This window comes from Pseudomonas sp., assembly GCF_050739655.1.
Taxonomy (GTDB): Bacteria; Pseudomonadota; Gammaproteobacteria; order Pseudomonadales; family Pseudomonadaceae; genus Aquipseudomonas.
Window position 1 is genome coordinate 22,948 of the sequence record NZ_JBOIBY010000071.1, and the last position, 13,093, is coordinate 36,040.

A 13,093-nucleotide genomic window follows, 5' to 3' on the forward strand; every position below is an offset into this window, starting at 1 on the left:
CATGCCGATTTATCGCGCTTCATTTGTAACGCGTAGCGGCTTTGCTTTTGGAAAGGTTAGGTGCCAACACGTGACGGGCCGCGATGAAGGCCTCCCAGTCAGCAGCATCCGGCAGCGACGGAATGGTGACCAACTCACCCTGATCCAGACCAAACAGCGCTGCGTCGACCATCTCGCCCGCCTCCATGACCATCTCCGCCGGAATCTGCGAAGCATCGATACCGGAGCGCTCCCAGATTTCAGTACGTGTTACCCCTGGCAACACAGCCTGAACCTTGACCCCGGTACCATCAAGCTCGGCGTTCAACGATTGGGTAAGGCTCAACACATAAGCCTTGCTGGCACTGTAAGTCGCGTTGAAACGCTCGGGAAACAACGCCACCACCGACGCGATGTTGACGATCGTACCCCGGCCCGCCTTGGCAAAACTGGCCGCAGCTGCCGATGCCAGACGCGTGACCGCCGTCACGTTCAACTGAATCATTCTCTCCAGCTGATCGGTGTCGGCATTGGCCAACAACCCATCCGCTGCCACGCCGGCGTTATTCAACAGCAGACTGATACTCGAATCGCTGCGCAGCCGTTGCTCGAGCTTGAGCACATCATCCTTTTGCGTCAGATCCGCCCTGAGCACTTCGACCTGAACGCCATACTCAGCGCGCAACTTGCTGGCCGCCTCGTCGAGCCGTTGCTGATCGCGAGCCACCAGCAACAAATCAAAACCACGCGCCGCCAGACGCTGCGCGTAAACCGCGCCGATACCGGAAGAAGCACCGGTGACGAGGGCCGTACCTTGGGACTGGACAGAATTCATGACTGTGCTCCGCAGAGGATGCTTGTGGAATGGCCTAGCGCCTGGGGTTTAGGGCACCTGGACGGGAAACTAATTTATTATAGACATAATTTAATTGGCATATGATAGACATAATTTTCATAATGCCGACTGATGGCAACGCCTGACAGCGTTCGCCGCAAAGCAAAAAGGCCGGTCAATGACCGGCCCCTTGGCGTTGAATAATCAGCTTAGTTCACTTCCAGCTTCTCGCGATTGCGATCCAGAATCGCCTTGCCGATACCCTTCACTTCCAGCAAGTCGTCCACCGATACAAACGGCCCATTAGTTTCACGATGCGCAACAATCGCTTTGGCCTTGGTCTCGCCGATACCGGACAATTCGCGCTGCAAGGTTGGCGCATCTGCCACGTTGAGATCGACTTTGCCGCTCTGCGCCTTCGTCGAAATTTCTTGCATCAGCGGTGCACTACCCGCCTCCGCCTTCACAACAGGCGCGGAAATGGCTGCCGTCGAGACACTAGTGAGCAGGGAAAAAACCAGAGAGTAGAAAAAACCTGTACGCATAATGAAGCTCCATGACATCGGTTGAGGAAGCAGCTTTTCCGAAGCTGCCTCCCAAATGTAGGTGCTGGGCGATGCCTGTCAAAAAAGCATAAGTTACTGATTATGTGCGATTTACGTCTTGATTTTCGAGAATGAATGAGGGGCAACCATCCTTCTTGACCTCCACAGAGATCGTGACCTGGCTCCGTGGATTCGATTCGCTCAACGAACCGGTCCTGTTTGGTAAAATCAGCAACAACTACATGGATTTTCTTTTGGTGCTCACCGCGCTTTTCGATCAAACCACTACCGTATAAACTTAGCCGCAGCGCAGGCAGGGGCTCCAGTGACTCACGTAATCCAGATTGAAGGAAAAAGCGCGATGAAGAACACACAATGAAAAAAGTAGCAATTCTTCAATCGAACTACATTCCTTGGAAGGGATATTTTGACATGATCGCAGCCGTGGATGAGTTCATCATCTACGACGACATGCAATATACAAAAAATGATTGGCGAAACCGCAACAGAATAAAGACTCCAAAAGGTCTTGAATGGCTAACTGTTCCGGCTGGGCAAGATATCAGTCGCCGTATTAGAGATGTTGAATTATCCGATCATCGCTGGCAGATAAAACATTGGAAATCACTTGCCTCCAATTATAGGAAATCTCCATACTTTCGTGAAATCTCCGAATGGCTTGAGCCTCTATATTTAGCTCAGCAGCATAGTAATCTCAGCCACCTAAACTGCGAGCTCATTGAAGCGATCTGCAATTATCTAGATATCAAAACAAAAATCAGCCGTTCTTGGGATTACATACTGACAGAAGGAAAATCCGAACGGTTAGTTGATCTGTGTGTTCAAGCCAGGGCTAACGAATACATTTCGGGACCAGCAGCAAAAAATTATCTGGAAAAGCCAATTTTTTCAGAGCGAGATATAAGGATCACATGGATTGACTATTCCGACTATCCGGAATACCCCCAATTGTGGGGAGAATTTTCACATGAGGTATCTATTCTCGACCTTCTGTTCAACTGCGGCGAGCACTCTAAAAACTACATGAAGCATATTACATCGTGAAACTTTCTATTATTTCTACCCTCTATAAATCCAGCATGTTCTTGGAAGAATTTTGCCAGCGTACAGTTGCCGCGGCACAAAAATATGCTGGCGAAGACTTCGAGATCATATTAGTCAACGATGGTTCTCCCGACACCTCCCTTCCATTGGCCTTGGAATTGCAGAAACAATACCAGTCCATAAAAATCGTTGATCTATCACGAAACTTTGGCCACCACGCAGCGATAGTGGCCGGTTTAGAGCTTAGCGTTGGCAAGCAAGTCCTTTTGATTGACTGTGATCTAGAAGAACAACCTGAATGGTTAGATATATTTACTGAAAAAATGGACCAAAGCAGGGCCGACGTTGTGTATGGCGTACAGCAACAACGAACGGCGTCCCGCACATCCAATTTTTTTGGAGAGCTTTTCTGGTCCGCTTTAAACTTTATGTCCAGCGTCCGTATTCCTCATAACCCGATGACATGCCGATTAATGACTCGGAAGTACGTTGATGCCCTCCTTACTGTCCAGGATCGCGTGCTCTACCTCGCGGGAACGTTTGCCTGGGCAGGTTTTACGCAAGTCGCCGTGCCTTTGATAAAAACCCCGCGGATTGCGATACAAAAATCCAGCTATAGCTTGTCCCGCAAACTCATGCAGGTCGCTGATTCATTTGCATCATTTAGTGTAGCGCCACTCATGGTGTTGTTTCTAACAGGTTTATTAATCTGGCTGGGATCAGTGATTTTCGCGCTCGGCATACTTATTGAAAAATTACTATTTCCTCAGACAGTATTGTCTGGTTTTACCTCGATTATGATTTCGATTTGGTTTTTGGGCGGTACCATAATCCTTGGCACTGGGATTATTGGGCTCTACATCGCAAAAATCTTCCAGGAAGCCAAACGCCGCCCCTTATATATCGTCCGCAAGACTTATGGATACGAAAATGAACAATAAGCTTGACGACTTTATCGAAGCGTATGGTGAAGGATTCAACTACGCCTACGACAACAATATTATGCTGAACTGGTACCCACAACGTTTAATGGAGCTTTGTTCAAATACGGGCAAACTGCTTGAACTGGGAATTGGCCATGGCTTTTCAACCAATCGATTTTCTCAATACTTTTCGGAACACGTCGTAATTGATGGTTCCGTCTCAGTCATTGAGCAGTTCCGCAAGCAATACCCTGACAGCAGCGCAAAAATAGTTGAAAGTTACTTTGAAAATTTCGAATCCGATTCTAAATTCGATCTGATTGTCATGGGTTTCGTTTTGGAGCACGTTGATGATCCACAAATTGTCTTGCGACGTTTTAAAGACTTTTTGGCCCCTGGTGGACGCTGTTTTGTTTTAGTGCCCAACGGTGAGTCTCTCCATAGACGATTTGGGCATGCGGCCGGATTACTGGACGATATGATGGCGCTGGGAAAGGGAGACCTGGAGCTTGGACATAGACGTTTGTACTCATCTGAAAGCCTCACCAATGAGCTAAATCAGGCGGGCTATCAGGTGGTACGAAAGGAGGGGCTGTTCCTGAAGCCGCTCACAACGCCGCAGCTCAAATCCTTGAACCTGAACGAGGCAATCATCAAAGCAATGTGCACCGTTGGCATTGAATACCCCGAATTAAGCTGCGCACTTTTATTTGAAGCAGAGATAGAGACGCCGTGAAAGTCTTAATCGTTGGGAGTTCGTCATCAATTGGATATTCAATTGGTAAGAATCTCGAGCACCTGGGGCACGTCAAGTTTGCCGGCCGCGAGAATGCCGATCTTTTTTTCGATTTGACATTCTGGGATACCCAGCCAACAGTTATCGAATCATTTGACGTCGTGGTGCATGTAGCGGCCGATTTTGGTGGTACGGCGACAGATGACTTCATTCGCGCCGAATTAGTCAATGCAGTCGGAACACTATCGGTATGTCGCCTGGCAGAAGCCTGTCACGCCAAACACCTCATACTGATCTCGTCAATCTCCGCCACCTACCAGCTCGGCGACCCTTACTACGGCATCTACGCGCTTTCAAAAAAGCATGCCGAAGAGGCGGCCCTGTTGTTTTGCTCAGAGCGCGCATTGGCATTAACGGTTTTGCGCCCCAGCCAGATGTACGATGCACAAGGAAAATGTCGCAAGCATCAGCCCCTTCTCTATAGCATGGCGGACAAGGCCCAGGCAGGAGAGAATATCTACCTTTATGGCACCCATGACCCTCTGCGCAACTACCTTTATCTAGAGGACCTTGCAGAGATTTGCAGTCGGGTAGTGGAAACCAGGATCACGGGTGTTTTTGACTGCGTGCATCCGCTGAATCCGCGCTTAAGCGAGGTCGCAGAGGCAGCATTTTCGGCATTCGCCAAAGGGGGGGAAGTGCAATTTCAGGCCGACAAACCTAACCTTATGGACCTTCCTTTAGTGACAAGCTCCTCACTTTACGAGGAAATAGATTTTTATCCGCTTGTCGACATAAAGCAAGGGTTTGAGCGTATTCGACAATTTCGGGTGAGCGAGTTATGACAGTCGCAATGGTCACTGGTATCGGTGCAATCATGGGCTATGGCCTGCTTAAATCTCTGCGCCGCGCCGAGCCCGGTATCACATTGATAGGCACCGATATTTACAACGATGGCGCAGGAAGGGCATGGTGCGATGCTTTCGAGCAGGCACCGCTAACATCAAGCCCAGAATATTCTGACTGGCTGATAAAAACACTTGACAAACATCAAGTCGACATTCTGATACCTGGTATTGAGCAAGATATCCATTGGCTATCGGATCATCGAGAACAGCTATCGCATCTCAAATGCAAGATTGTCCTCAACAATGCAAATCTGATAAATCTGTCACGCGATAAGTGGGCGATGCATGAGGAACTAAAAGCACTAAACGATACGTGTAGAATCCCTAGCAGTTTGACTGGGACCTTCGAGTTATTGTCAGACTTATTCGGCCTGCCTTTTCTTCTCAAGCCCCGTAGAAGTTATGCCTCCAAAGGTCTGGTATGGGTAAAAAAAGCCGAGGATTTCGAGCCCAATGCAAAGCATCTGGGTGAGCACCTCATAGCTCAACCTATCATTGGTTCGGCAGACCAAGAGTTCACCGTAGCGGTGTTTGGCGACGGCACCGGAAATGTTTGTGCATCCATAACCTTCCAGAGAAGCCTCGCTGCGGATGGGTCAACTGCTAAAGCCTGGGTGCGAAGTGACGAAAGTCTGGACCAAACCGTCGCGCGACTGTGCAAACACTTTATGCCCATCGGCCCTACAAATCTTCAATTTCGCCGTGACGAAAATCATGGATGGAAGTTACTGGAAATAAATCCAAGAATTTCGTCCACTAGTTCCATGCGTACGGCATTTGGTTATAACGAAGCAGCCATGTGTCTTGAGTTCTATCTAAAGAAACGCGTCCCTGTGCAACCATCGATTCGGAAGGGTTTTGCGGTTCGTTATATTGAGGACCATATTGTTTATGATCGGGATCATTTCTGATATTCACGGCAACCACGTCGCCCTTTCGACAGTCCTCAACAAACTGGATGAATTGGGTATAGCAGAGGTTATTTGTTTAGGTGATGTAGGCGGCTACTACTGCCAGATCAACGAGTGCTGCGAAACACTTCGTCAAAGAAACATTAAAACCATCATGGGAAATCATGATTGGTATTTAGCCAAAGGAGAAGCTTGCCCTCGCTCAAACAGCGCCAATGATTGCTTGAATTATCAGCGCAAAGTCATAACTTCAGACAACTTAGCATGGCTGGCTTCACTGCCCGAACGCGCATTGGTCCACGACGTGGATATTGTACACGGCGGTTGGAATGATCCTATTGATGAATACGTTAGGCCCAGCTCAGAGTATTTTGCTGCATTTGCAGGTAAGTATTTTGCTTCAGGCCATACCCACGTACAACACGTGTGGAGCAATGGTGAAAAAACATACTGTAATCCTGGTTCAGTAGGTCAACCCCGTGATGGAGATCCTCGAGCTGCATTCGCGACGTGGGATGGAAACTCATTTCATATTCATCGGGTTGAATACGATATTGGGAAAATTCAGCGAGAAATGGCTCTAGCAGGGTTCAGCCCCTATTATTCTGAGAACCTTTCGAAGGGAGCCAGTATCGGTGGAAAAATCAGTGCACTTTAAGCTCGGCCTCACAAACGGTACCTTAGTCCAGTTAATAAAATACGGGATAATTGGGATATCGACCAATACCGCTGGCTACCTACTTTACTTGGCTGCAACTTATATTGGTATAACTCCAATATGGTCGATGACCCTGTTATACGCTCTCGGTGCCAGTATCGGTTTCGTTAGCAACCGTCGAATTACGTTTGCCTATGAAGGTGGTATTTTTGGCTCTGGCATCCGCTACGTTTTGGTTCATCTGGCAGGGTACGCTTTGAACTTCGGCATATTAATAATTTTCGTCGACCGGCTAGGCTACCCACATCAGATTATTCAAGTTTTTGCAATCTTTACTGTTGCTGCTTTTCTTTTCATCATGTTCAAATTTTTTGTATTTCGGAGCTTCCAGAAATGACCTCTGCACGGACTCCTTTCCCTGAAGAAACCTTTACCGCTCTAGCAGCAGCGGAAACCGGCCATTGGTGGTTTCGTGCATGTAATCGGGTGCTTTTATGGGCTCTGGCTTCACGCGTTGGCCAATTCAATAGCTTTTTGGAAATCGGTTGCGGCACCGGATACGTTTTGGAAGGTGTGAGCAGGGCCTACCCTAAGGCAGAAATTTACGGTTCCGAGTACTTCGAAGAAGGTCTGATGCACGCTCGAAAGCGCATACCGTCAGCCATACTTGTCCAACTGGACGCTACGAAAATGACGGAGAGTGAAAACTACGACGTCATCGGCGCCTTCGATGTAATCGAACATATTGAACAGGATCAACTGGTACTTAACAACCTAAGTAATGCTTTAAAACGAGGGGGCTCGTTGCTGATTTCTGTTCCTCAGCACCGATGGCTCTGGTCAGAGGTTGATGAGTATGCCTGTCATGTTCGTCGGTACACACGTTCAGAGTTAATCGAGAAAATCCGGTCTGCTGGGCTGCGCGTTGAGTATTCCACTTCGTTCGTGAGCTTCCTTGTTCCATTAATGTGGCTATCGCGGCTTAGGGCTCGGAGGGGTGAGTACGATCCGATGGCCGAGTTCAAGATTCCAAATTGGCTAAATTTCTCTCTTGAGCAAATAATGAAACTGGAACTAGGACTGATAAAATTTGGAATTCGTATTCCAATTGGCGGTTCGCTTCTGCTTGTCGCAAAAAAAGACTGACTCGTATTGAAGATTTTATCCGGGCAGACAAAACTTCTAGCGGCTGAGGAAATTCGAATGAGTAACGAAATGATCCTGTTCAACCGTCCCTATATGACCGGGAAAGAACTCGACTACATCACTGAAGCCAAATCAGGCCATATGCTTGCAGGAGATGGCTTATTTACAAAAAAATGTCATCAATGGATTGAAAAGAGCAGTGGCTGCGATAAAGCACTATTAACGCATTCATGCACCGCAGCTCTGGAAATGGCAGCTCTGTTAATCGACATTCATCCCGGTGACGAAGTGATCATGCCATCGTACACCTTTGTCTCAACCGCGAATGCATTTGTACTTCGGGGCGGAGTTCCGGTGTTTATTGACATTCGTGAAGATACGTTGAATATAGATGAAAAGTTGATAGAAGCGGCTATCACGCGCAGAACGAAAGCAATTGTCCCTGTCCACTATGCCGGGGTGCCCTGTGAAATGGACACCATTATGAAAATAGCGCGAAAACATGGGATCAAAGTCGTCGAGGATGCAGCCCAAGGCGTGATGTCTAGCTATAAAGGCAAGGCCCTGGGTAGCATCGGCGACCTCGGTGCATTCAGTTTTCACGAAACCAAAAATGTAATCTCTGGTGAAGGCGGAGCGCTATTGGTTAACGATCCGCAATTTTCATTGCGTGCGGAAATGATTCGAGAAAAGGGAACAGATCGGAGCCGCTTCTTCCGCGGTGAAATCGATAAGTATACCTGGCAGGAAATAGGCTCTTCCTTTCTCCCAGGTGAGTTGATCGCTGCCTTCCTGTGGGCGCAGCTTGAAGAGGCGAAATCAATAACTGATGTCCGTTTGAAAATCTGGGATACATATCATTCATTGCTCGCCCCTCTTGAAGATGAGGGCATGCTTCGACGTCCGATTATTCCAACTGATTGCCAGCACAATGCGCACATGTATTACGTATTGCTCAACCCCAAATTAGATAGGCAGGCGATACTATCAGAATTGAAACGACAAGAAATTTACGCGGTGTTCCATTATGTCCCGCTCCATTCGTCCCCCGCTGGTAGGCGTTTTGCCAAGGTACATGGCTCAATGGCTGTGACTGAAGCCCAATCAGAGCGTCTCCTGCGCCTGCCATTGTGGGTAGGGTTGGAACCAGAGCAGCAACATCGAATTGTTAATGTCCTGACGCGGGCCATCAATGCCATGTCCTGACGATAAAGTTAAAAATATCCTGAGCCAGAAGATGTCTTTCCGAAAGGAGTGAAGTACCAAGTTTAACGGTATGCGATCCATGAACCCCACCTACCACAAGACGGGGCAACGGTTTACCGTGGCATTTCCGGTGAGCAATTCCACGGCAGCAAGGCTTCATAGTCTTCCACCGACGAGGCGTGCGGCAAGCACTCAAGTACGTGGCGCAGCCACGTATAGGGCTCTTGGCCGTTGACTTTGGCGGTCTCGACCAAGCTATAGATCTGCGCACTGGCGGTGGCGCCTTTGGGTGTATCGCTGAACAGCCAGGCCTTGCGCCCGATCACAAACGGCTTTATTGCACGCTCCGCCGCGTTGTTGTCGATAGGTAAAAAACCTGCATCAACGTAACGCTCCAGCCGAAGCCAGTTGCTCGCCAGATAATTAACCGCTTTACCCAGCACGCTTTGCGGTGTCACTTGGGACTGCGTTTTATCCAGCCAGCTTTTCAACTGGGCGAGGATCGGCAAGCTCTTTTCCTGCCGACCGATAAATCGCTGCTCGTCGCTGACGTCTTTCAGCTCACGCTCGATGCCATACAGCTTGTTGATCATCGTCAGCGCGATATCGGCACGCCCGGTCTTGCCCTTGGGCTGCACTTTCTGTGCTTCCACGAACTTGCGACGTACATGAGCCATGCACGCCAGACGTTCCACGCCCGGTTGCAACGCCAGCGCGTTATAGCCTGCGTAATCATCGGACATGACATAGCCCCGATAACTTTCCAGCAGACGCAGCGGTACGTCCTGCGCACGGCTGGAAGTATAGTCGAACAGCACGACTTTGCGATCCGGCGGGCCGCTTGCTTGCACCCACATCCAGGATTGGCTGGTCGGATCTCGATCCGGCTCTTTGAGTACCTGGACGCGCGTTTCATCGCAGTGGGTAACCGGACTTTCCAGCAACCGCTCGCGCATCAGATTCAATAACGGTTGCAGATGTTCGCCGCACTGGATAATCCAGCGAGCCAGAGTTTGGCGCGGGATTTCTATGCCATGTCGGCTTAGCACCGTTTCAAAACGATGTAGCGGCAAGCCATCGACATACTTGGTGGTCAGCAGCATCGCCAACACGCTTGGACTGGCCATGCTCTTTTCGATTAACTGAGCGGGCTTGTCGGCGGTGACCGGCGCTGTTTCACAGCCACGGCAGCCGTAAACCTTGCGGATATGTTTGATCACGCGGATCTGCATCGGCATGATGTCCAGCTGTTCGCTGGTTTCTTCACTGATCACATGCTTGCGGCAACCGCAGGCACAGGTCAGTTCGTGTTCGGGCAGTTCGTGAATGACTTCGATACGCGGCAGATCAGCCGACAAGGGTTGGCGCTTACCACGGCGTAGAGTAGGAGCAACGACTTCTTCATCAGCGTCGCCGACTGAAGGCATCGGCTCGCTTTCGGGCTCGTTGAACAGTGCCAGTTGCGGCGTGTTGGGCTCGACCGTCTACTCGGATTTGCGCCCTAAGATACGGTCACGCAACAGCTTGATCTGTTCTTTCAGATCAACAATGTGGGTGGCGTAAGCGTCTTTGACTTCCTGCTCGCGCGAGCGTGCTTCGTAACTCTCAAGCAGCATCTGTTTGAGCAATACGGGATCGTCAGGAAGGTTTTCGGGCGATGGTCGCATGCCCAGGATTATACCCGTCAGGCAACAAACCTTGGAGTCAAAACCTTGTGCGGACGGTTGCGCCAGAGGTCAAACCCATCCAGTAACCAGTTCAGTTCTTGCACCGTCAGCACGATGGCCTCATCCAGTTCATCGGGTGAAGTTTTGAACCGCTCGGACTCCAGACGCTTGAGCCAGAGGCAGAAGCCGTTGCGCTCCCAATACAACACTTTGACGCGGTTGCGGTGGCGATTCAGAAAAACGAAAAGCACGGGATCAAACACCGCGACTTTGATATCCAGTTCGACCAGCGCAGCCAAGCCGTCGATGGACTTTCGAAAGTCCACCGGTTTGGGGTAGAGGTACACTTTTTCAACACTGGCATTGGGACGCATCATGGTGATGGGCTCCTGATGGAAATCGGGAGCACAGCATCCGTTGTCAGCTATTCGCTTGGAATGTGGGGTTCGTGGAGCGGATACGACCTTCGGATCTTCCCATCCGAAGGCTTCAATTTATGATTACAGAGATCGAATAGAAATCTAGATGAAGCTTTAAAGGTTAGTCCTTTTTTCAGTACACGAACTAATGGATTTGGAAACATCTCTATTGGGTTTCAACAACATCTGCGTAGGCCGCTGATCAAACCCTCCAGCACCATTAGCAGTATCCCACGATGCTACCAATTCATAATCAGAAGGTTGCGCCCCGAAGGTAGCTACTAAATCATAAGAAATGCTTCTCGGGCCGCCAGGCTCAGTCAAAAGCCAAGCGCTCGCTAGATATTCACAAGATACTCTTTTTAATGCCTCAGCTGCTAGACTCAAGCTGCCAGGATACCCGCCGATCATCCACGCCTGACCAACGTTTGTTGCTCCTAGTGCATAGAGAATACCTGGGGATTGCCCACTTAGATCAATAATAGGAGTTGCAGGCTGGAAACCTGCTAGTTTGGAAGCACTTTGTGCTTTTAGAATGTAGGATGCATACCCTTCGGACAATATAAGACTAGACCCGCTACGCCCCACGATTATCTCTTGGGAGTTCATCCTTAATGGTTGTGTTTGCCTATACGGCAACTCCATCGCTGCCTGCACTAAAACAACTACTATCAGATGTGTTATTAGAAGTAAAGGAAAGAGAACATACATTGCGCTCGTTCGAGGAATGAGTGGAACTAAAATAATTAAAGCACTTAGTACCCAGAAAAAACCAGCTGCACCACCTATTTGCCAGTAGTTATTATTTGTACCGAATGCGTAGATATAGGGAAATAATGCGAGTACCAAGGAAGCAGACAAACGAGATAATGAAATATCCGTAAAAATCCTGCGCCTTCCAAAACCTAACGCGAGAATGAATGTAGACGCCGGCACTGCTAGTATAAGCAGTCCATGAAAATTACTAGACTGCATCGGTACAACAAATTTTCCCGCAATCAATAGCAATATAATGCCTAAGGTCATAAATGCAAAGCAGAGACCTAACAACCGAGCGAAGTTATTGTTAATATATAACAGCGAGCTAGCTACCACAGAAAACATTAATATTGCACGAAAAATAACAACCTCTTGTTGAGAAAGAGTAAAATCGTCAATTCTCAAGATAGTCTCGAGCGAATGACCACCTCCTAATAAACCAGCAAAAGCTATTCCTGTTTGTAGTCGCTCAACAAATGCCATTAAAGAACCATCAATCAACATTGCGCTGAGAACCAACAACAACAAACCTGAAGCAACACTAATCGAGAGCAAACGAAAATTAATTTTTCTTGCTATCAACAGGTAAAAAAACAAACAAACTCCAAGTACTGCGGCGCTACTAGGCTTAGCCATAAAGGTTAACCACCCACCGGCGCCGACTAGAATCCACCCTATAACACTGCTAACACTATTATATTTTCGAGCTAACAACAAACCTATGGCGACTACAAGAAGCGCTTGCAAATTCAAGCTATTATAACTTGGAGACGGAGCCCAAAACCCGTAAAAAACCAAAACACTAGCTGCAAAACCGAAGGATATAGAAAGCCGCTTAACCGTCCCCTTCGACTCCCCACGGAATACACCCGTCATTACCAAATCAACGAGATACCATGCGAGAGCAAAAGTAACCAACATATTAAATATACGCAGCAGAGCAATATTGCCACTGAACAGAATATAAAAGGGATGATATAAAAACCCAAACTGAGACAACGACCAATCATATAAACTAGGCGCCGAACTCCACACTAAATAGAAGCTTTCATCTGTGAAATCAAAACCATACTGACAATAGACCATTAGCCAAGCGAGAATAATGAGAGTACTCGCAAAAGAATATGCGATTAGACTATATTCAGTCGCACTTGAAATCAAAGTTACTTTTGGTTGGGCGACAGTCAAATTGATCGCATCGTCTCGAGTCCCCATAGCTCTTCCGCCTTACTTGAAAAAAAATATAACAACCACGTACATTTTGTCTCTACTACAATTGGGGACCCAAACACACCCAACACAGCTGAAATCTCCTGATGAATATGAATTTTATCCA

13 protein-coding genes and 1 pseudogene are annotated in these 13,093 nt (G+C 48.3%); 9 read left to right on the forward strand and 5 right to left on the reverse strand.

Annotated features, from left to right (window positions below; genetic code table 11):
- Positions 1–19: 19 nt before the first annotated feature.
- Together ACRESJ_RS03885 and ACRESJ_RS03890 are read right to left on the reverse strand one after the other, a co-directional pair.
- Positions 20–814: an SDR family NAD(P)-dependent oxidoreductase gene (locus tag ACRESJ_RS03885; RefSeq protein ID WP_431756729.1), complete on the reverse strand. Its 795-nt coding sequence runs from the start codon at positions 812–814 to the stop codon at positions 20–22.
- 209 nt (positions 815–1,023) lie between these two features.
- Positions 1,024–1,359 (reverse strand): ComEA family DNA-binding protein, encoded by a 336-nt coding sequence (locus ACRESJ_RS03890; RefSeq protein WP_431756730.1) that lies wholly within the window; start codon positions 1,357–1,359, stop codon positions 1,024–1,026.
- A gap of 375 nt (positions 1,360–1,734) precedes the next feature.
- Between ACRESJ_RS03890 and ACRESJ_RS03895 the strand changes: the two genes are divergently transcribed.
- The 9 genes from ACRESJ_RS03895 to rffA are packed head-to-tail and all read left to right on the forward strand — an operon-like array spanning position 1,735 to position 8,912.
- Positions 1,735–2,424, forward strand: coding sequence for a WbqC family protein (locus ACRESJ_RS03895; protein ID WP_431756731.1), 690 nt, complete (start codon positions 1,735–1,737; stop codon positions 2,422–2,424).
- Positions 2,421–3,365, forward strand: coding sequence for a glycosyltransferase family 2 protein (locus ACRESJ_RS03900; RefSeq protein WP_431756732.1), 945 nt, complete (start codon positions 2,421–2,423; stop codon positions 3,363–3,365). Before ACRESJ_RS03895 ends, ACRESJ_RS03900 begins: the two co-directional genes overlap by 4 nt.
- Positions 3,355–4,083: a class I SAM-dependent methyltransferase gene (locus tag ACRESJ_RS03905; protein WP_431756733.1), complete on the forward strand. Its 729-nt coding sequence runs from the start codon at positions 3,355–3,357 to the stop codon at positions 4,081–4,083. Before ACRESJ_RS03900 ends, ACRESJ_RS03905 begins: the two co-directional genes overlap by 11 nt.
- The gene (locus ACRESJ_RS03910) at positions 4,080–4,928 is read left to right on the forward strand and encodes an NAD-dependent epimerase/dehydratase family protein (protein WP_431756734.1); all 849 of its coding nucleotides are present in this window, start codon (positions 4,080–4,082) and stop codon (positions 4,926–4,928) included. The genes ACRESJ_RS03905 and ACRESJ_RS03910 overlap by 4 nt, the downstream gene beginning before the upstream one ends.
- An 8-nt stretch (positions 4,929–4,936) precedes the next feature.
- Positions 4,937–5,902: an ATP-grasp domain-containing protein gene (locus tag ACRESJ_RS03915; protein WP_431756735.1), complete on the forward strand. Its 966-nt coding sequence runs from the start codon at positions 4,937–4,939 to the stop codon at positions 5,900–5,902.
- Positions 5,883–6,560 carry a metallophosphoesterase family protein gene (locus ACRESJ_RS03920; protein ID WP_431756736.1) on the forward strand — a complete coding sequence of 226 codons (678 nt, stop codon included), beginning with the start codon at positions 5,883–5,885 and terminating at the stop codon, positions 6,558–6,560. Before ACRESJ_RS03915 ends, ACRESJ_RS03920 begins: the two co-directional genes overlap by 20 nt.
- The gene (locus ACRESJ_RS03925; RefSeq protein ID WP_431756761.1) at positions 6,550–6,957 is read left to right on the forward strand and encodes a GtrA family protein; all 408 of its coding nucleotides are present in this window, start codon (positions 6,550–6,552) and stop codon (positions 6,955–6,957) included. The genes ACRESJ_RS03920 and ACRESJ_RS03925 overlap by 11 nt, the downstream gene beginning before the upstream one ends.
- Positions 6,954–7,706, forward strand: a complete 753-nt coding sequence (locus ACRESJ_RS03930; RefSeq protein ID WP_431756737.1) for a class I SAM-dependent methyltransferase — start codon at positions 6,954–6,956, stop codon at positions 7,704–7,706. Before ACRESJ_RS03925 ends, ACRESJ_RS03930 begins: the two co-directional genes overlap by 4 nt.
- 57 nt (positions 7,707–7,763) lie before the next feature.
- Complete coding sequence (rffA, locus tag ACRESJ_RS03935; protein WP_431756738.1) at positions 7,764–8,912, forward strand: dTDP-4-amino-4,6-dideoxygalactose transaminase; 1,149 nt, start codon at positions 7,764–7,766, stop codon at positions 8,910–8,912.
- Positions 8,913–9,025: 113 nt separating this feature from the next.
- Here rffA and tnpC read toward each other — a convergent pair.
- The 3 genes and pseudogenes from tnpC to ACRESJ_RS03950 all read right to left on the reverse strand — a co-directional run bounded on the left by tnpC (position 9,026) and on the right by ACRESJ_RS03950 (position 12,972).
- Positions 9,026–10,579, reverse strand: a pseudogene (tnpC, locus tag ACRESJ_RS03940) (IS66 family transposase).
- 17 nt (positions 10,580–10,596) lie between these two features.
- The gene (gene tnpB, locus ACRESJ_RS03945; protein ID WP_412041168.1) at positions 10,597–10,956 is read right to left on the reverse strand and encodes an IS66 family insertion sequence element accessory protein TnpB; all 360 of its coding nucleotides are present in this window, start codon (positions 10,954–10,956) and stop codon (positions 10,597–10,599) included.
- 156 nt (positions 10,957–11,112) lie between these two features.
- Positions 11,113–12,972 (reverse strand): hypothetical protein, encoded by a 1,860-nt coding sequence (locus tag ACRESJ_RS03950; protein ID WP_431756739.1) that lies wholly within the window; start codon positions 12,970–12,972, stop codon positions 11,113–11,115.
- Positions 12,973–13,093: the final 121 nt, after the last annotated feature.

Coding starts and splice junctions, on each gene's coding strand:
- ACRESJ_RS03885 (WP_431756729.1), bottom strand. CDS start 814: ATGAATTCTGTCCAGTCCCAAGGTACGGCCCTCGTCACCGGTGCTTCT.
- ACRESJ_RS03890 (WP_431756730.1), bottom strand. CDS start 1,359: ATGCGTACAGGTTTTTTCTACTCTCTGGTTTTTTCCCTGCTCACTAGT.
- ACRESJ_RS03895 (WP_431756731.1), top strand. CDS start 1,735: ATGAAAAAAGTAGCAATTCTTCAATCGAACTACATTCCTTGGAAGGGA.
- ACRESJ_RS03905 (WP_431756733.1), top strand. CDS start 3,355: ATGAACAATAAGCTTGACGACTTTATCGAAGCGTATGGTGAAGGATTC.
- ACRESJ_RS03915 (WP_431756735.1), top strand. CDS start 4,937: ATGGTCACTGGTATCGGTGCAATCATGGGCTATGGCCTGCTTAAATCT.
- ACRESJ_RS03920 (WP_431756736.1), top strand. CDS start 5,883: ATGATCGGGATCATTTCTGATATTCACGGCAACCACGTCGCCCTTTCG.
- ACRESJ_RS03930 (WP_431756737.1), top strand. CDS start 6,954: ATGACCTCTGCACGGACTCCTTTCCCTGAAGAAACCTTTACCGCTCTA.
- rffA (WP_431756738.1), top strand. CDS start 7,764: ATGAGTAACGAAATGATCCTGTTCAACCGTCCCTATATGACCGGGAAA.
- tnpB (WP_412041168.1), bottom strand. CDS start 10,956: ATGATGCGTCCCAATGCCAGTGTTGAAAAAGTGTACCTCTACCCCAAA.
- ACRESJ_RS03950 (WP_431756739.1), bottom strand. CDS start 12,972: ATGGGGACTCGAGACGATGCGATCAATTTGACTGTCGCCCAACCAAAA.